This window comes from Paenibacillus sp. P22 (assembly GCF_000469945.2).
GTDB classification, from domain to species: Bacteria; Bacillota; Bacilli; order Paenibacillales; family Paenibacillaceae; genus Paenibacillus_O; species Paenibacillus_O humicus.
The window spans coordinates 1-17,659 of the sequence record NZ_CBRA020000164.1 but is presented as its reverse complement, the minus strand read 5'-3'; the positions used below and the strand labels follow the sequence as shown (position 1 = coordinate 17,659).

The following is a 17,659-nucleotide window of genomic DNA, read 5'->3' as shown; positions in this document are numbered from 1 at the left end:
CTGCGGGACAACAACCCGATCCGGGTATCGCGCTCGCTGCGGGATATCGCCTACAAGGCGCTGCAGGTCCGCGACAGCCTCACGAACCAGAATTCCCGCGAGCCGACGATCTTCGAGATATCCGAGGCGCTCGGCGTGCCGAAGGAGGACGTCGTCTTCGCCCTGGACGCCATCCAGGATCCGGTTTCCCTGTTCGAGCCGATCTATCATGACGGCGGCGACCCGATCTACGTGATGGACCAGATCAGCGACGACCGCAACAAGGACATCAGCTGGATCGAGGAGATCGCCCTGCGCGAGGCGATGCACAAGCTGAACCAGCGCGAGAAGATGATTCTGTCGATGCGCTTCTTCGACGGCAAGACGCAGATGGAGGTGGCCGACGAGATCGGCATCTCGCAGGCGCAGGTGTCCCGCCTCGAGAAGTCGGCCATCCAGCAGCTTCAGAAGCATGTCAAGAGCTGAGGCTGGCCGCTGCGGCCAGGCTCCATGACGAACTCCAGGCGCCTTCGGGCGCCTTTTTCATGCGGGCTTGGGCTGATCGGCCGCCTTCCGTCATATACTGGGAGCACTAGACCTCCAGGACGGGAAGTGCGGCGCGCATGCTCATGAAAATATCCGAATTCCAAACCAAGGACGTCATCAATATCGTCGACGGCAAAAAGCTCGGCCAAATCAGCGACATGGAAATCGATCTGAGGCAGGGGCGCATCGATTCCATCGTCGTGCCTAATTTCACGCGTTTCTTCGGCATGTTCGGGAGCGGGGCGGATCTCATCATTCCGTGGCGCAACATCGTCAAGATCGGCGCCGACGTCGTGCTCGTCCGGATGGAGAACGCCGGCGGGGTCAAGGCGTATCTGGAGGATGACGACATCCAGGAGAAGCTGTAGCGAACAGCCGCGAGGAAAACCTGTTGGCGAACAGCCGCCAGAAAAAGCCGCGGCGGAGCCGCCCCGCCTTCCCCGCTCCGCGCCGGCCATGGTACACTAGGCTGGAGGTGATGGCAAAATGGAGGCATTCGTTCCGCGCGATAACGGGAACCCGGCGAAGGAAGCTTCGCTTTTTTTATTGGAATCATGGACCGGCGGCGGCAGCGTTACGGCCGGCTTCACCGGACGGCAGGGCGGCGTCAGCCGGGAGCCTTGGGCTTCCCTGAATATGGGGCTGCATGTCGGGGACGACGACGCGTCTGTCCGGACGAACCGCATGCGGCTGGCCGATGCGCTTGGCTGGCCCTATGAGTCCTTCACCTGCGGAGAGCAGGTGCATGGCTGCGCCGTCCAGGCCATCAGCCGCGGCGATGCCGGGCGCGGACGCGATTCGCGCGCGACGGCCGTCCCGGATACGGACGCGCTGATGACGGATGAGCCGGGCGTTCTGCTCGTTTCCTTTTACGCCGACTGCGTGCCCTTGTACTTCTGGGACCCGTCCAGAGGAGCGGTGGCGCTTGCCCATGCGGGCTGGAAGGGAACCGTAGGGGGAATCGCCCGCGCGACCGTCGAAGCGATGGGCAGCCGGTACGGGAGCAAGCCTGCCGACATCCGCGGAGCTGTCGGACCGTCGATCGGAGCATGCTGCTACGAGGTCGACGAAGCCGTCCTGGGGCGCGTCCGCCCGCTGCTCGGCGAGCTTGCCGAAGCTGGAATCGCTTCAGCCGACCCGGTCATTCACGGCGAGACGCCGGGCCACGGCCGGCTGAACTTGAAAGAGCTCAACCGACAGATTATGATAAAAGCAGGAATTATGCCGTCGAATATAGAAGTTACGCAGTGGTGCACCGGCTGCCGCATGGATTTGTTCTTCTCCCATCGGATGGAAGGCGGCGGCACGGGGCGGATGGCAAGCTGGATCGGCATGGAAAGCAGGTGACGCTTTTGTCGCTGTCAGAGCGGAAGGCGGAAGTGGATAGAAGGATCGCGGAGGCTTGCGCCCGGAGCGGGCGCAGCCCGGAGGAAGTGAACGTCATCGCGGTGACGAAGTATGTATCGCTCGGGAGGACCAGGGAAGCGCTGGACAGCGGCTGCGTCCATCTCGGCGAGAACCGCTGGCAGGACGCCAAGGACAAGTGGGAGGCGTTTCCGGAAGGCTCCTGCGGAGCGGGAGAAGCTCCCGTCTGGCATTTTATCGGTTCGCTGCAGACGAACAAGGTGAAGGACGTCATAGGCAAGTTTACATACATCCATTCGCTGGACAGGCTTTCCCTGGCGGATGCAATCGACAAGAAGGCCAGGAGCCTCGGCATCGTGGTCCCATGCTTCATTCAAGTCAATGTATCCGCGGAACATTCCAAGCACGGCATCGCCCCGGAGCAGCTCCGGGATCTCGCCTCGGGTCTTGCGGCCTATCCTGGCGTGAAGCCGATCGGCCTCATGACGATGGCGCCTCACGACGAGGATTCCGAGGCAGCGCGTCCGGTCTTCCGCGGATTGCGGGAGCTGATGGAGCTGGCCAACCGCGAGAGCTGGTTCGCGGAGCCGCTGACGGAGCTCTCGATGGGAATGTCGGGCGACTTCGAGGCAGCGGTTGAGGAAGGCGCGACATGGGTGCGGCTTGGAACCATTCTCGTAGGCAAAGAGGAGGAGCTGGTATGAAGGTGCTTAACCGGTTCATGAACTATTTCGGCTTGCAGGACGAAGAAGAGATCATCGAGCGCGAGCCCGTCCATCAGCATGAGGATCACGAAGTTGAAACCTCGGCATCCGAAATGCGTAAACCAACCAAAGGCAGCAATATCGTCAGCATCCATTCGCAGAAGAACATGCGCGTCGTGCTGAACGAACCCCGTTCCTATGACGAGGCGCAGGAGATCGCCGACCATCTGCGCAACCGGCGTTCCGTCATCGTGAACCTGCAGCGCGTCCGGACGGATCTGGCCGTGCGGATCGTCGACTTCCTCAGCGGCACCGTATATGCGCTGAACGGAAGCATTTCCAAGCTCGGCCCGAATATTTTTCTCTGCACGCCGGATTCTGTCGATGTTCAGGGCACCATAACCGAAATGCTTGCTGACGAAGACTACAGAAAAATGAGGTGACCTTGGCTTGGAGCAAGTCAAAGAGATCGTCCACACCCTGGAATCGATTTACTACTTTATGATTTTCGGATACATTCTGCTTTCATGGCTGCCCAACGCCCGCGAGAGCTTCATCGGCCAGTTCCTCGGCAAGATCGTCGAGCCTTATCTCAGCATCTTCCGCCGCTTCATCCCGCCGATCGGCGGCATGCTGGACATCAGCCCGATCGTCGCCCTGATCGCTCTGCGCTTTGTCGCGCAAGGCATCATCGGCGTGCTGGGCTTCTTCTTCTCCTAAGGCAGCCCAGTGGCAGACGGCCTTTATGAGCATTTTCATCCGGAGGAGCGGCCTTTCGTCGACCGCGCCCTGGAGTGGATCGGACGCTCGGCCCAGCTTCACGAGCTGAAGCGGACGGATTTCCTCGATCCCCGGCAGGCATCGATTCTGATGTCGCTCGCGAATCGGGAGCCCGACGTCGGCGTTCGATTGGATGGAGGATACGAGGGAGCGGAGCGCAGGCGGGCGCTGATTGCTCCCTCGTATCGTTATTTGGAGGGCGAGGATACGGGCATATCCGTCCTTGAAGTGCAAGCTGTATCCGGCGGCCATCTGGAGCTGGATCACGGCGACTACTTGGGAGCCGTCCTGGGGCTCGGAATCAAGCGCGACCGCATCGGAGACATCCATGTCGGTCCGGATGGAGCCCAGCTGCTTGTCGCGGACGAGATCGCCGGCTTCCTGAACGTGCATTTCCGCCAGGTCCACAAGCTCAGCGTGCTGACGGCGGTCAAGCCGCTGTCGGAGCTGCGCCCGGTCGTCAGCCGGATGGAAGAGATGAGCTTCACGGTCGCGTCCATGCGGCTGGACGGCATCTGCAGCGACGTCTATCGGATCAGCCGGGCGAAGATCGTCGAGCCGATCCGGGCCGGGCGCTGCCGGGTCAACTGGAAGGGCGAGGAGGATCCTTCGAAGCAGCTTCGCGAAGGAGATGTCGTGTCCATCAAGGGACTCGGCAGGTTCAAGCTGCTGGAGGTCGACGGGATGACCAAGAAAGGCCGGATACGCGTCAAGGCAGGCAAATTCATCTGAAACCGGCTCCCCGGGAGCTAGGACGGCTCGGCTCCATGCGCTGCATGGAGCCATCCTTATATGGACAGCAAAAAATGCCGCCGTCCCGACCGATATAGGGAGGACGGATATTTTTGGCGTGGATCAGAAATTTGCAGGAATTTGCCCGGAACTGTCGAATTGGGATATCACCAACGATCGGCTTACGACGAGAACAAACCCAACAGGAGGTGCCCCAATGCCGCTGACGCCATTGGACATACATAACAAGGAATTCGGAAGAAGACTTCGCGGCTACGACGAGGATGAGGTCAATGAATTCCTGGACCAGGTCATCAAGGACTACGAGGCGCTCATCCGCGAGAACAAGGATCTTCAGAACCAGATCCTGAACCTGCAGGAGAAGCTCAACCACTTCGCCAATATCGAGGAGACGCTGAGCAAGACGATCATCGTCGCCCAGGAGGCGGCGGACGAGGTGAGGGGCAACGCCAAGAAGGAAGCGCAGCTGATCATCAAGGAAGCGGAGAAGAATGCCGACCGCATCGTCAACGACTCCATGATGAAATCCCGCAAGGTGTCGCTGGAAGTGGAGGAGCTCAAGAAACAGGCTTCAATTTACCGGACCCGCTTCCGGACGCTGGTCGAGGCGCAGCTCGAGCTGCTCGCCCAGGACGGCTGGGACAAGCTGGAGAACGCCTCGAGCAGCCTGTCTCTGGAAGGCTCGAACTATTAGAGCGGCGGTTGACACACAGGGACTGCTGTATGTAGTATAGAAATAGATTTTGGCGACGATAATGGACCTGCAGGTCCTTATCGCGACATGATGGATAACAGTCAATTTCGTCGACGAGAACGAGTACGCTGAACGGTCGTTCCCCAGAGAGCCGGCATCCTGCTGCAAGCCGGCGTTCGAACTTCAGCCGAACATCCTCTCCGAGAAGCGGAGCCGAACAGCCCGGAGCCTTGTGCGCTTCGTGCCGAGTAAGCCCCGCCGGCAGTCCCACGTTATAGGGAACGCGGATGGCAGATATGCATCCGCTGCTGAGATGCCTATGCTGAGGCGAAGCACGGTCCAATCAGGGACCTGTTTCCACGGCGACAGGGCGATTAGGGTGGTATCGCGAGTCATGCTCGCCCCTTTACACAGGGGCGGGCTTTTTTATTTTCTCAAGAGAAGGGCGTGTCAAGTATGCAGAGAGTGGATGTCAAGGAAAAGGCGAGAAGCCGCGAGGAGCGGGTGCTGGCGAGATGGAGAGAGGAAGGGACGTTCAAGGCCTCGATCGAAAACCGGGAGGGCAAGCCGAACTTCGTCTTTTATGAAGGGCCGCCAACAGCAAACGGGGCTCCCCACATCGGCCACGTGCTGGGCCGCGTCATCAAGGACTTCATCGGCCGCTACAAGACGATGTCGGGCTACCGCGTCATCCGCAAAGCGGGCTGGGATACGCATGGCCTGCCGGTCGAGCTGGGCGTGGAGAAGCAGCTCGGCATTTCCGGCAAGCAGGAGATCGAGAACTACGGCGTCGAGGCCTTTGTCCAGAAATGCAAGGACAGCGTGTTCGAATACGAGCGCCAATGGCGCGAGCTGACGGAAGCGATCGGCTATTGGACGGATATGGACGATCCGTACATCACGCTGAAGAACAGCTACATCGAGAGCGTATGGCATATCCTGTCCACCATCCATGGCAAAGGTCTGCTGTATCGCGGCCACCGCGTCAGCCCGTACTGCCCATGCTGCCAGACGACTCTCAGCTCGCATGAAGTGGCGCAAGGCTACGAGGATGTCAAGGATCTCAGCGCGACCGTCAAGTTCCCGCTGAAAAATGGGGAAGGCCATCTGCTCGCATGGACGACGACCCCATGGACGCTTCCTGCGAACACGGCCATCGCCGTCAATCCGGAGCTGACCTACTCCAAGGTGAAGCGGGACGGCGAGGTGTACTTCGTCGCCGAGAGCCTCGTGGAGAGCGTGTTCAAGGGGGATGACAAGCCGGAAATCGTCGGCAGCGTGAAGGGCTCCGAGCTGGTCGGACTTCCGTATGAAGCGCCGTTCAATTATGTCCCGATCGAGAACGGCCATGTCGTCATCGGCGCGGACTTCGTCAGCGACACGAGCGGCACGGGCATGGTCCACATCGCGCCCGCACATGGCGACGACGACTACAAGGCCGCCCGCAAAAACGGCATCGGCCTGCTGGCCGTCGTCAACTCGCAGGGCCGTTACGTCGACGAGGTGACGGACTGGGCCGGCCGCTTCGTCAAGGACGGAGAGGTCGACATCGAGATCGTGCGCAAGCTGAGCGAGAAGGGACTGCTCTTCTCCAAAGAGAAGTACGAGCACAGCTATCCGTTCTGCTGGCGCTGCAAATCGCCGCTGCTGTACTACGCCACGGAAAGCTGGTTCATCGAGACGACGGCCGTCAAGGATCAGCTCATCGCCAACAACAACGGCGTGGACTGGTATCCGGGCCATATCCGCGAGGGCCGCTTCGGCAAATTCCTCGAGGATCTCGTCGACTGGAACATCAGCCGCAACCGCTACTGGGGAACGCCGCTCAACGTCTGGATCTGCGAAGCGACCGGCAAGGAATACGCGCCGTCCAGCCTCGCCGACCTGCGGGCGCGCGCGACGACGGAGCTGCCGGAGGACTTTGAGCCTCACAAGCCGTATGTCGACGAAGTGAAGCTGCACAGTCCGTTCGCGGAGGGGGCGGTCATGACCCGCACGCCTGAAGTCATCGACGTCTGGTTCGACAGCGGCTCCATGCCGTTCGCCCAGCAGCATTATCCGTTCGAGAACGAAGGCCGCTTCGCCGAGCAGTATCCGGCGGACATCATCTGCGAGGGCATCGACCAGACGCGCGGCTGGTTCTTCAGCCTGCTGGCCGTCTCGACGCTGTATAACGGACGCGCCCCTTACAAGGCCGTCATCTCTACGGGCCATGTGCTCGACGAGAGCGGCCAGAAAATGTCGAAGTCCAAAGGCAACGTCATCGACCCGTGGGAAATCATCAACGAGTACGGCACCGATGCGTTCCGCTGGGCATTGCTGGCCGACAGCGCTCCATGGAACAGCAAGAAGTTCTCGCGCGGCATTGTCGGAGAAGCCAAGTCGAAGGTCATTGATACGATCGTCAACACGCATGCGTTCTTCGCTCTGTATGCGGACATCGACGGGTACGACCCCGCTTCCGATCCGCATCAGGCTTCCGAGGCGAAGCTGGACCGCTGGATCGTCTCCCGTCTCAACTCGCTCGTGCGCGACGTCGTCAAAGGGCTGGAAGGCTGGGATTTCCTCAATTCCGCCAAGGCCATCGAGGCCTTCGTCGACGAGATGAGCAACTGGTACATCCGCCGCTCGCGCGACCGCTTCTGGGGCAGCGGCCTGACCGGCGACAAGCTGGACGCCTACCGCACGCTGCGGCATGTGCTGCTGACGCTGTCGAAGCTGATCGCTCCTTACGCGCCGCTGCTTGCCGAGGACGTATATGGAAATCTGGGCGGAAAGGGCAGCGTCCATCTCGCCGACTATCCGGTCGTCGACGATGCCGCCATCGACGAAGCGCTTGAGCGCGACATGGAGACGGCCCGCCAGATCGTCGAGCTGGCCCGCAACGTGCGCAACGAGACGGGCATCAAAACCCGCCAGCCGCTGTCCGAGCTGATCGTTTCTCTGAGCGGCGACTTCGAGCTTGCCGAATACGAACACATCATCAAGGATGAGATCAATGTGAAGGGCATTACGGTGGAGCATTCCGACAGCGGCTTCGTCGACTTCGCGCTGAAGCTCAACCTCAAGGTGGCGGGCAAGAAATTCGGCAAGAACGTCGGGCCGATCCAGGCTCATCTGAAAGCTCTCGATGCCGATACGGCCCGCGCGATCGTTCAAGGAGGGAGCTTCGTCTTCACGACGCCTGACGGCGAGGACGTTCCGGTCGCTCTAGACGAGCTGCTCGTGGAGAAGCAGGCGAAGCCGGGCTTCGCGTCCGCATCGGGCGGCGGCCTCACGGTCGCGCTCAATACGGACATCACGCCGGAGCTGGAGCAGGAGGGCTGGGTGCGGGAAGTCATCCGCGCCGTGCAGGACACGCGCAAGAAGCTCGATCTGCCGATCGAGAAGCGCGTCGATCTCGTGCTTGATGCCGATGCGGAGCTGACGGCTGCTCTCCAGGCATTCGACAGCCTGCTGCAGGACAGCGTCCTGCTGAGCAGCGTCTCGTTTGATAGCGCCGAAGGCATGGAAAGAGTCGCTTTCGGAGAACGCGAGTTCGGCCTGCTCATCCGCTGAACGGTTCGGTCCAGGCCGGCAGCGGAATGAGTTCCGGCTGCTCCACGGCGCCAGCCAAAGCCGACCCCCTGAAGGAATCCCTTCAGGGGGTTTCTTGTCTGCCTGCTCGGCTGCATTCGGCTTGGGAAGAGGAAGAATCCTCCAGACTCCAATCGGACATACTAGAGGTCGAACGGACGAAAGTCCAAGCCTCTTTTTCGCGTCGAGAAAGCAAAGCAGCCGGAAGAAGAGAGGACGTCCAGGAAAACGAACGGAGGCGGGGCATGGGCGAAGACAAGCGCAGGGAAGAACGGGCTGAGCTCGAAAAAAGCAGCCGGCTCGAGGATCGGCTGGAGAAGATCGCAATGGATCTGGAACGCTCTCAAATGGCCGGATACGTGGATCTGCTCAATCGGCCGCTGTCGCTCATATGGCGCAACGTCGTCGCCGGCATCTCCAGAGGGGTCGGGTACGCGATCGGGCTGACCGTATTTGCCGCAACGATATTGTACATCCTTCAAGCCCTCGGCCAGCTGAATCTTCCCATTATCGGCGACTACATCGCGGATATTGTCCGAATCGTTCAGATCCAGCTGGAGGGCAAAAACGGCTATCAATAACATTCAAGCGTTCATTCGTCGAAGGAGGAACGGACCGGAATCATTCCAATGAGGCAGAAGTTCAGGCGGTTTCGGCCTGTCGAATCGGACGGAGCTGCGGCAGGCGGCGGCGAAGGGCTGCAGGCTTCGCAGCCTTCCGACTACTCTTCCTCTCCGAGCTCCTCGCCTTCTCCTTGCTCCATGTACTGCTTGTACTCCCGATTCCGGACAACAGAGACATGCGTGCCGGTAATATCGGTAGCGAGGAAGCTCTCCAAAGGCTCCACGTACCCGTCGTTCTCGCCGGCCTCACTGCCCACGTTGTCGTAGCTGTCTCCTGGAATCTCGGCCATGGCTGGGGAGTCGGCATTGCCCCAGCGCTCGACGATCTGCCAGGCGTCCTCGCCGTCGAAGCCGTTGTACGCGTCGTCGTCCTTGTCGGACTGGCCGAAGGGCATCGGCAGCAGGGACAAGGCGTCGGAACGGCTGTGCGACACATGATCGCGCGGCGCATGATCGATGCAGTAGCGGGTATCGGGCAGCGCTTCAAGACGCTCCGTGGGAATATCGGCGCCGCACTGGATGCAGGTTCCATACGAGCCGTCCTCCATCGCGGCAAGCGCGGATTCGACCCGGACCAGCTGCATGTCCTGCTTGTCCTGGAGCATGAGATCCTTCTCGCGCTCGAACATTTCCGTGCCGATATCTCCCGGATGGTTGTCGATCGTGGACAGCTCGCCCGTCTCGTCCCGGAGGGAATTGAGCAGGCCGTCATGCTGGGTTTCCTTGCGCAGCAGTTCCAGCTCCTGTTTTTCTTGGATCAGCCGCCCGCGCATGCGGGCAAGAAACGAGTCGGAATGAGGCATCGTTTGACACACACCTTTCACAGATATATCGATACTAGTGTGGTCGATTATCGTCTCGATTAGAGATGGGCTTCTATGGAAACGGCACGGCCGCCTCCGCGGTGGCTCCTTGCTGAAGCGATATGCTACAATGGGACGGATGAGGAGGGAATCGCTTGAGGCTCAAAGGGTATTCATATTGGTTGGCGCTCGTCGTCATCGTTTTGGACCAGCTCAGCAAATGGGTCATTTCCAGCCGGCTCGAGCTGTACGAGCAGCTTAAAGTAATCGGGAATTTTTTTGTCATCACATCCATCCGCAATACGGGGGCGGCCTTCAGCATTCTGGAGGGCAAGCGCGCCTTCTTCCTGCTGATCACGCTCGCCGTGGCGGCAGGCATCATGTGGTACATCCACCAAAGCCGGAAATCGGGGCGGACGCTGCTGCTGACGGCGCTCGGACTCGTGCTCGGAGGAGCTCTGGGCAACTTCATCGACCGTCTCCTGTACGGACATGTCGTCGATTTCCTCTCCTTCAACTTCGGCTCCTATTCGTTCCCGGTATTCAACCTGGCGGATACGGCCATCACGATCGGAGTCGGGCTCATCATTCTCGATACCTTCCTCGGCGAGCGGCGCAATGCCGCTTCTCCGGAAGCGGATCAGCCCGGCGCAAGCGACAGCACGAGCGGCGCTTAATCGGCGACTACCAACAATGAAGTAAGGACTGAATCACGCATGAATGAAGAAACCACTATCAACCCAAGCGTCTCCGGCCTCGACGAGGAGCATGGGGCCGAGCCTGTCCTGGAATGGACGGTCGCAGCCGAGGACGCCAAGACGCGTCTCGACAAGTTCATTACGGACAAGGTGAACGACCCTTCCGTTTCCCGCACGCAGGTGCAGGAATGGATCGCCTCGGGGGCTGCTCTCGTAGGCGGGCGCCCTGCGAAAGCCAACTACAAGCTCTCCGAAGGCGATCTGCTGCAGGTTGCCGTACCCGAGCCTCAGGCCGCTGAAATCGTGCCGGAGGATATTCCTTTGGACATTGTCTACGAGGACGGAGACGTCATCGTCATCAACAAGCCTCGCGGCATGGTCGTGCATCCGGCTCCCGGCCATTCGTCCGGCACGGTCGTCAATGCGCTGATGTTCCATTGCAAGGATCTGTCGGGCATCAACGGCATGCTGCGCCCCGGAATCGTCCACCGCATCGACAAGGATACGTCCGGCCTGCTCATGGCGGCCAAAAACGACCTTGCCCATCTGTCGCTGGCGGCGCAGCTCAAGGATCACAGCGTCACCCGCAAGTACATCGCCCTGGTGCATGAGAACATGCATCACGACATCGGCACCATCGACGCTCCGATCGGACGCGACGACAAGGACCGCAAAATGTTCACCGTCACGACAAAAGGCAGCAAGCACGCCGTGACGCACTTCAACGTGATCGAGCGGCTCGGCGACTATACGCTGCTGGAGCTTCAGCTGGAGACCGGCCGCACGCATCAAATCCGCGTCCATCTCAAATATATCGGGCATCCGCTGGCGGGAGACCCGGTATACGGACGCGCAAAAACAGTCGCTCTGGCCGGCCAGGCGCTCCATGCCGCTGTGCTCGGATTCACGCATCCCCGTACGGGAGAGCGGCTGCAGTTCGAAGCGCCGATTCCCGACGATATGCAGCATGTGCTGCACAGCCTGAGAAACCGTTGATTTTTCCCTGCCGGGATGAAGTCAATTGCGCAGCAATCTGTGCCGGGCGAGAGGCAATTAATGCAAACATTTCTCGAAATGCTCTATTAAAACCACTTCCACGCTGAGCTATGCTGGATTGTAGCCGGCAGCCGGACGAGCGGCATCGCGACCTTCGACCGGGGCCTATCATACAGGACGAAAGGTGATTCCATTCCATGACTCAAATCAACTCCAACTTCCTCAATCTGCAGGGCAGCTACCTGTTCTCGGAAATTGCCAAGCGCCGCACGAAGTTCATCCAGGACAATCCGCAGGCGGAGATCATCAGCCTCGGCATCGGCGACGTGACCCGCGGGCTCCCGGAGGCCGTCACCAAGGCGATGCACGCTGCCGTCGACGAGCTGGCTGTTCCGGGCACCTTCCGCGGCTACGGCCCTGAGCAGGGCTATGATTTCCTCGTGAACGCCATCATCGAGAACGACTACAAGGCGCGCGGCGTGGATATCAAGTCCAATGAAGTATTCGTCAGCGACGGCTCCAAATGCGATGTCGGCAACATCCAGGAAATCTTCAGCACGGACAGCATCGTAGCCGTTCAGGATCCTGTGTACCCTGTGTACGTCGACACGAACGTCATGGCGGGCCGCTCCGGCCTGTTCGACAGCGGAATCGGCCGCTACGAGAACATCGTCTACCTGGACTGCACGGCGGAGAACGACTTCAAGCCTTCCCTGCCGGACCGCAAGGTGGACCTGATCTATCTGTGCTACCCGAACAACCCGACCGGCATGACGCTGACGAAGGACGAGCTCAAGGTATGGGTCGACTATGCGCGCGAGAACAACTGCCTCATCCTGTTCGACTCGGCGTACGAGGCTTTCATTACCGAAGCAGACGTTCCGCACAGCATCTATGAAGTCGAGGGCGCGCGCGAAGTCGCCATCGAGTTCCGCAGCTTCTCCAAAACGGCCGGCTTCACGGGAATCCGCTGCGCCTACACCGTCGTGCCGCGCGAGCTCAAGGGCTTTGACAAGGACGGCAGCGAAGTCGTCGTCAACGACCTGTGGAACCGCCGCCACACGACCAAATTCAACGGCGTCTCCTACGTGACCCAGCGCGGCGCGGAAGCGATCTACTCCGCTGAAGGCAAGGAGCAGATCTCCGGCCTCGTCGATTATTACATGACGAATGCCCGCATCATCCGCGACGGTCTGGCCTCGCTCGGCCTTGAAGTGTTCGGCGGCGTCAACGCTCCGTACATTTGGCTGAAAACGCCTAAGGGCATGGATTCCTGGGCGTTCTTCGACAAGCTGCTGTCGGAAGCGAACATCGTCGGCACGCCGGGCGTCGGCTTCGGCCAGAGCGGTCAAGGCTACTTCCGCCTGACAGCGTTCGGCAGCCGCGAGAACACGGAAAAAGCGGTTGAGCGCATCCGCAATCTCAGCCTATAATATCCCAAAGACCGGAAAACCCCGTTGTATTTATACACAATGGGGTATTTTTATGCAAAAATATCGTTTTTAGCGGTTGACTTCCTCGCTGGCGCATGGGATAATCAGTACCGATAACGGCAGTACCTTTAACTCAGTCCAGAGAGGCTGGCAAGGTAGCGTGAACAGCAGCCGCTGTCAGGAAGAAGATCACATCGGCATCCGGCGCGAGCGGCCGGGACGAAGCGAGGTGCGCGGCCCTGCATGGCCATGCCCCTGGCTTGTCCTGCCGCGCGGCCGATCATGCCCTCTTCTCCCTGCGCGGCTTCTAAAACTCTCTCCTTGCTGATGTACCCGGCAAGGAGAGTTTTTTTTGTCCCGCTGACAGAGGATAAGCCTAACGAATCGGACCGGTCCCAACCGGCCGGAAGGAGCAGCAGCCCCATGATTCTGAACGAGAAACGAGCCATCATGGACGACACGGCCATCCGCCGTGGACTCACCCGGATTTCCCACGAAATCGTCGAAAAGAACAAGGGCATCGAGAACTGCGTGCTGATCGGCATCCGCACCCGCGGCGTCTACCTGGCGCGCAGGATCGCCGAACAGATCCGCGAAATCGAAGGCACGCCGGTTGCTTGCGGCGAGCTCGACATTACGGGATACCGGGATGACCGGCGCGTCGAGGGAGAGACGATCCGCTTCACGACGACAGACGGAGCCGGCAACGCGCTTCTGATCCACGACAAGCGTGTCATCCTGTTCGATGACGTCCTGTACACCGGACGCACGATCCGCGCGGCGATGGACGCCTTGATGGATCAGGGCCGGCCGCAGTCGATCCAGCTTGCCGTGCTCGTGGACCGCGGACACCGGGAGCTGCCGATCCGTCCCGATTATGTAGGCAAGAACGTGCCAACCTCCAAGGAAGAGAACATCCGCGTAGCGCTGACTGAAGTGGACGGGGAAGACATCGTGACAATCATTCATCAAGGAGGATGAGCGGATATGACGGCAATACAGCTGATGCAGAGAAGCCTGCTCGGGCTGAAGGGGATGGGCCGGGAAGAGATCGAGTCCATCCTGTCGAGGGCGGCCTACTGGGAGCAGCAGAGCGTGAAGGTCGGCGATGCGCTGGCAGGGCGCTTCGTGGCGAATATGTTCTTCGAGAACAGCACCCGCACGCGATTCAGCTTTGAAGTGGCAGAGAAGCGCCTCGGCGCCGAGGTGCTGAACTTCTCCGCTGCGGTATCGAGCGTGCAGAAGGGCGAATCCATCTACGACACGGTAAGGACGCTGGAGTCGATGGGCATCGATGCGGGCGTCATCCGGCTGAAGCCGGCCGGCGTGCTGCAGGAGCTTGCGGAGCGGATCAAGGTGCCTCTCATCAATGCCGGCGACGGCAACAACGAGCATCCCACGCAAGCGCTGCTGGACATGTACACGATGCGCCAGCAGTTCGGCAGCCTGAGCGGACTGAGCGTTTCGATCATCGGGGACATCAAGCACAGCCGCGTCGCCAGATCGAACCTGATCGGCCTGCGGGAGATGGGCGCCAAGGTCAGCTTCTGCCGCCCCCGGCAACATGAGGGCCGGCGAGCTGGACGCACCCTACATCGGCATCGAGGAAGCGATCCGGGCGGATGTCGTCATGATGCTGCGCGTGCAGCTGGAGCGGCATGAGGACGGGATGATCAAGTCGGCGGAGGAGTACCGGCAGCAGTACGGCCTGACGGTCGAGCGGGCGGCGCGGATCGCGCCTCACGCCATCATCATGCATCCGGCTCCGGTCAACCGGGACGTGGAGATCGACGGCGATCTGGTCGAGCATCCGCAGTCGAGGATTTTCCCCCAGATGCAGAACGGGGTTCCGGTGCGGATGGCGGTCATCGAACGGGCACTCAGAGGTTAACGGGACTCACGAGAGGAGATTGAACACATACATGGCATCCATCAAATGGGTAGTGAACGGCCTGGTCTGGAACGACGCGGCCGGGGAGCTGGAGAAGAAGCATATCCGCATCGAGAACGGCGTCATCGCGGAGATCGTCGGAGGAGAAGCTCCGGCAGCCGCCTCGGACGAGGTGCTGGACGCTTCGGGCAAGCTGGTGTCGGCAGGCTTCATCGACATGCACGTCCATCTGCGCGACCCGGGCTTCACGCATAAGGAAGATATCGCCACGGGCACGCGCTCCGCGGCGGCCGGCGGCTTCACGACGATCGCCTGCATGCCGAACACGAGGCCTGCCATCGACACGCCGGAGACGGTCCGCTACGTGCTGGACAAGGCGCGCACGGAAGGCAACGGCGTCAAGGTGCTGCCATACGCGGCGATCTCCAAAAACCAGCTGGGAAGAGAGCTGACCGACTTCGCGGCGCTCAAGGAAGCCGGCGCGATCGGCTTCACGGATGACGGCGTCGGCGTGCAGCGCGCCGGGATGATGAAGGACGCGATGGCTCTGGCGGAGTCGATCGGCATGCCGATCATCGCGCACTGCGAGGATGACAGCCTCGTCGAAGGGCTGTACGTATCCGAGGGCAAATTCGCCCACGACAACGGCATCAAGGGCATTCCGAACGAATCGGAAGCGATCCATGTCGGCCGCGACGTGCTGCTCGCCGAGGCGACCGGCGTCCACTACCATGTGTGTCATGTCAGCACGGAGCAGTCGGTCCGGCTGATCCGTCTGGCCAAGTCGGTCGGTGTCAAGGTGACGGCGGAAGTATGCCCGCATCATCTGGTGCTGAGCGACGAGGACATCCCGGGCATGGATTCCAACTGGAAGATGAACCCGCCGCTGCGTACGCCGCGCGACGTGGAGGCTGTGCTGCAAGGGCTGGAGGACGGCACGATCGACATGATCGTCACCGATCACGCTCCTCATGCCGAGGAGGAGAAAGCCCGCGGCATGCAGCTCGCGCCGTTCGGCATCGTCGGCTTCGAGACGGCCTTCCCGCTGCTGTACACGACCTTCGTCCGCACCGGCAAATGGACGCTCGGCTTCCTGCTCCGCCGCATGACCGAGATTCCGGCCTCCGTGTTCGGCCTCGACAGCGGCCGCCTGGAAGCGGGAGCGCCGGCCGACATCGCCGTTCTCGATCTGGAGAGCGAGCTTGCCGTCGAGCCCGAGAAATTCCATTCCAAATCCCATAACACGCCGTTCGGCGGCTGGAAGCTTCACGGTTGGCCTGTCGCCACCGTCGTGGGCGGCAGCGTCGTCTGGTCCAACCATACAGCTTAAGGAGTGATACGGATGCAAGCTAGACTGATACTTGAGGACGGAACCGTATTTGCGGGCCAGTCGTTCGGCGCCGAGACATCCAAACCCGGCGAGGTTGTTTTCAATACAGGCATCACAGGCTACCAGGAGGTTCTCTCCGATCCGTCCTATTGCGGCCAAATCGTCACGATGACGTACCCGCTCATCGGCAACTACGGCATCACCCGCGACGACTTCGAGACGGTCGCTCCGTTCATCCACGGCTTTGCGGTTCGCCGCCACGAGCCGGTGCCGAGCAACTGGCGCGCCCAGGTATCCCTCGACCGGCTGCTCAAGGAGCACGGCATCCCGGCGATCAGCGAGATCGACACCCGGATGCTCACCCGCAAGCTGCGCCACTTCGGCACGATGAAGGGCATGATCACGACGGGCAATGAGCGCGTCGAGGCGATCGTCGAGCAGCTGACCGGCGCATCCCTGATGACCGATCAGGTCGCCCGCACGTCGACGAAGCAGGTGTTCACGAGCCCCGGCTTCGGCGAGCGAATCGTGCTCATGGACTTTGGCGCCAAGAGCGGCATCCTGCGCGAGCTGACCAAGCGCGGCTGCGACGTCGTCGTCGTGCCGCATGACACGTCCGCGGAGACGATCCGCCGCCTGAATCCGGACGGCATCCAGCTGTCCAACGGCCCTGGGGATCCGCAGGACGTTCCTTACGCGGTGGAGACGGTGAAGCAGCTGCTCGGCGAGTACCCGATCTTCGGCATCTGCCTCGGCCATCAGCTGTTCGCCCTCGCCTGCGGCGCGGATACCGAGAAGCTGAAATTCGGCCATCGCGGCGGCAACCATCCCGTCAAGGAATTGGCCACCGGCCGCTGCTACATTACGAGCCAGAACCACGGCTACACCGTGCCCGAGGCGTCGATCGCCGGCACGCAGCTGACCGTGACCCATATCAACAACAACGACAAGACGATTGAAGGCCTGAAGCATAACGAATATCCGGCTTTCTCGGTCCAATACCATCCCGAGGCGGCTCCAGGGCCGTTCGATTCCAGCTATCTGTTCGACGAGTTCCTGGAGATGATCCGCACCCACCGCCGCAACAACCCGTCCAGACCGCGCCAAGCCCAGCTGTCGGATGCGTCCAAAGGAGAGCTGCTGTATGCCCAGAAATAATCTGCTCAAAAAAATCCTCGTCATCGGCTCCGGCCCGATCGTCATCGGCCAGGCCGCCGAGTTCGACTACGCCGGAACCCAGGCCTGCCAGGCGCTGAAGGAAGAAGGCTACGAGGTCGTGCTGATCAACAGCAACCCGGCCACGATCATGACCGACACGAACATGGCCGACAAGGTGTACATCGAGCCGATCACGCTGGACTTCGTGTCCCAGATCATCCGCCAGGAGCGTCCCGACGGACTGCTGCCGACGCTCGGCGGCCAGACCGGCCTCAACATGGCGGTCGAGCTCGCCCGCGCCGGCGTGCTGGAGCGCGAGAACGTCAAGCT

Annotated in this window: 17 protein-coding genes and 2 pseudogenes; 18 read left to right on the top strand and 1 reads right to left on the bottom strand. The window is 60.8% G+C overall.

Going from position 1 to position 17,659, the window contains the following annotated elements; translation table 11 throughout:
- The 10 genes from BN871_RS20430 to BN871_RS20385 form a co-directional block, all read left to right on the top strand.
- Positions 1-465: sigma-70 family RNA polymerase sigma factor (locus tag BN871_RS20430; protein ID WP_048748562.1), on the top strand; the 465-nt coding region annotated here is incomplete at its 5' end.
- Between the two features lie 143 nt (positions 466-608).
- Positions 609-893 carry a YlmC/YmxH family sporulation protein gene (locus tag BN871_RS20425; RefSeq protein WP_048748565.1) on the top strand — a complete coding sequence of 95 codons (285 nt, stop codon included), beginning with the start codon at positions 609-611 and terminating at the stop codon, positions 891-893.
- Between the two features lie 118 nt (positions 894-1,011).
- Positions 1,012-1,872: a peptidoglycan editing factor PgeF gene (gene pgeF / locus BN871_RS20420; RefSeq protein ID WP_048748561.1), complete on the top strand. Its 861-nt coding sequence runs from the start codon at positions 1,012-1,014 to the stop codon at positions 1,870-1,872.
- A gap of 5 nt (positions 1,873-1,877) precedes the next feature.
- Positions 1,878-2,594, top strand: a complete 717-nt coding sequence (locus BN871_RS20415) for a YggS family pyridoxal phosphate-dependent enzyme (RefSeq protein ID WP_048748560.1) — start codon at positions 1,878-1,880, stop codon at positions 2,592-2,594.
- Entirely contained in the window at positions 2,591-3,037 is a 447-nt protein-coding gene (locus tag BN871_RS20410) for a cell division protein SepF (RefSeq protein ID WP_048748559.1), read from the top strand. Before BN871_RS20415 ends, BN871_RS20410 begins: the two co-directional genes overlap by 4 nt.
- Positions 3,038-3,044: 7 nt before the next feature.
- Positions 3,045-3,314 (top strand): YggT family protein, encoded by a 270-nt coding sequence (locus BN871_RS20405; RefSeq protein ID WP_021879797.1) that lies wholly within the window; start codon positions 3,045-3,047, stop codon positions 3,312-3,314.
- A 9-nt stretch (positions 3,315-3,323) separates the two neighbouring features.
- Positions 3,324-4,106 (top strand): RNA-binding protein, encoded by a 783-nt coding sequence (locus BN871_RS20400; RefSeq protein WP_021879796.1) that lies wholly within the window; start codon positions 3,324-3,326, stop codon positions 4,104-4,106.
- Between the two features lie 217 nt (positions 4,107-4,323).
- Positions 4,324-4,821: a DivIVA domain-containing protein gene (locus BN871_RS20395; protein WP_048748558.1), complete on the top strand. Its 498-nt coding sequence runs from the start codon at positions 4,324-4,326 to the stop codon at positions 4,819-4,821.
- Positions 4,822-5,277: 456 nt separating this feature from the next.
- Complete coding sequence (ileS, locus tag BN871_RS20390) at positions 5,278-8,379, top strand: isoleucine--tRNA ligase (RefSeq protein ID WP_048748557.1); 3,102 nt, start codon at positions 5,278-5,280, stop codon at positions 8,377-8,379.
- Between the two features lie 263 nt (positions 8,380-8,642).
- Positions 8,643-8,978, top strand: a complete 336-nt coding sequence (locus tag BN871_RS20385; RefSeq protein ID WP_048748556.1) for a DUF5665 domain-containing protein — start codon at positions 8,643-8,645, stop codon at positions 8,976-8,978.
- Positions 8,979-9,118: 140 nt separating this feature from the next.
- Here the strand turns inward: BN871_RS20385 and BN871_RS20380 are convergent, their stop codons facing one another.
- The gene (locus BN871_RS20380) at positions 9,119-9,823 is read right to left on the bottom strand and encodes a TraR/DksA C4-type zinc finger protein (protein ID WP_048748555.1); all 705 of its coding nucleotides are present in this window, start codon (positions 9,821-9,823) and stop codon (positions 9,119-9,121) included.
- Positions 9,824-9,978: 155 nt separating this feature from the next.
- On the opposite strand from BN871_RS20380, the gene lspA reads away from it, so the two are divergent.
- From lspA to BN871_RS20340, 8 genes and pseudogenes are all read left to right on the top strand, one after another.
- Complete coding sequence (lspA, locus tag BN871_RS20375; protein ID WP_048748554.1) at positions 9,979-10,500, top strand: signal peptidase II; 522 nt, start codon at positions 9,979-9,981, stop codon at positions 10,498-10,500.
- 39 nt (positions 10,501-10,539) lie between these two features.
- Positions 10,540-11,517: an RluA family pseudouridine synthase gene (locus tag BN871_RS20370; RefSeq protein WP_021879789.1), complete on the top strand. Its 978-nt coding sequence runs from the start codon at positions 10,540-10,542 to the stop codon at positions 11,515-11,517.
- 197 nt (positions 11,518-11,714) lie between these two features.
- Positions 11,715-12,950 (top strand): LL-diaminopimelate aminotransferase, encoded by a 1,236-nt coding sequence (locus tag BN871_RS20365; protein ID WP_021879788.1) that lies wholly within the window; start codon positions 11,715-11,717, stop codon positions 12,948-12,950.
- A 426-nt stretch (positions 12,951-13,376) separates the two neighbouring features.
- Positions 13,377-13,931: a bifunctional pyr operon transcriptional regulator/uracil phosphoribosyltransferase PyrR gene (gene pyrR / locus BN871_RS20360; RefSeq protein WP_048748563.1), complete on the top strand. Its 555-nt coding sequence runs from the start codon at positions 13,377-13,379 to the stop codon at positions 13,929-13,931.
- Between the two features lie 6 nt (positions 13,932-13,937).
- Positions 13,938-14,841: pseudogene (locus BN871_RS20355) on the top strand (aspartate carbamoyltransferase catalytic subunit).
- Between the two features lie 31 nt (positions 14,842-14,872).
- Positions 14,873-16,171, top strand: coding sequence for a dihydroorotase (locus BN871_RS20350; protein ID WP_048748553.1), 1,299 nt, complete (start codon positions 14,873-14,875; stop codon positions 16,169-16,171).
- A 12-nt stretch (positions 16,172-16,183) separates the two neighbouring features.
- Positions 16,184-17,329 carry a carbamoyl phosphate synthase small subunit gene (locus tag BN871_RS20345; protein ID WP_048748552.1) on the top strand — a complete coding sequence of 382 codons (1,146 nt, stop codon included), beginning with the start codon at positions 16,184-16,186 and terminating at the stop codon, positions 17,327-17,329.
- A pseudogene (locus BN871_RS20340) lies at positions 17,316-17,659 on the top strand (carbamoyl-phosphate synthase large subunit); the annotation flags it as partial. The gene BN871_RS20345 and the pseudogene BN871_RS20340, both read left to right, overlap by 14 nt.

Bases quoted from the DNA above. Each gene is read 5' to 3' on its own strand.
- BN871_RS20350 (WP_048748553.1), top strand. From the start codon at position 14,873: ATGGCATCCATCAAATGGGTAGTGAACGGCCTGGTCTGGAACGACGCG.
- ileS (WP_048748557.1), top strand. From the start codon at position 5,278: ATGCAGAGAGTGGATGTCAAGGAAAAGGCGAGAAGCCGCGAGGAGCGG.
- pgeF (WP_048748561.1), top strand. From the start codon at position 1,012: ATGGAGGCATTCGTTCCGCGCGATAACGGGAACCCGGCGAAGGAAGCT.
- BN871_RS20395 (WP_048748558.1), top strand. From the start codon at position 4,324: ATGCCGCTGACGCCATTGGACATACATAACAAGGAATTCGGAAGAAGA.
- BN871_RS20365 (WP_021879788.1), top strand. From the start codon at position 11,715: ATGACTCAAATCAACTCCAACTTCCTCAATCTGCAGGGCAGCTACCTG.
- BN871_RS20410 (WP_048748559.1), top strand. From the start codon at position 2,591: ATGAAGGTGCTTAACCGGTTCATGAACTATTTCGGCTTGCAGGACGAA.
- BN871_RS20370 (WP_021879789.1), top strand. From the start codon at position 10,540: ATGAATGAAGAAACCACTATCAACCCAAGCGTCTCCGGCCTCGACGAG.
- BN871_RS20345 (WP_048748552.1), top strand. From the start codon at position 16,184: ATGCAAGCTAGACTGATACTTGAGGACGGAACCGTATTTGCGGGCCAG.
- BN871_RS20385 (WP_048748556.1), top strand. From the start codon at position 8,643: ATGGGCGAAGACAAGCGCAGGGAAGAACGGGCTGAGCTCGAAAAAAGC.
- BN871_RS20425 (WP_048748565.1), top strand. From the start codon at position 609: ATGAAAATATCCGAATTCCAAACCAAGGACGTCATCAATATCGTCGAC.
- BN871_RS20380 (WP_048748555.1), bottom strand. From the start codon at position 9,823: ATGCCTCATTCCGACTCGTTTCTTGCCCGCATGCGCGGGCGGCTGATC.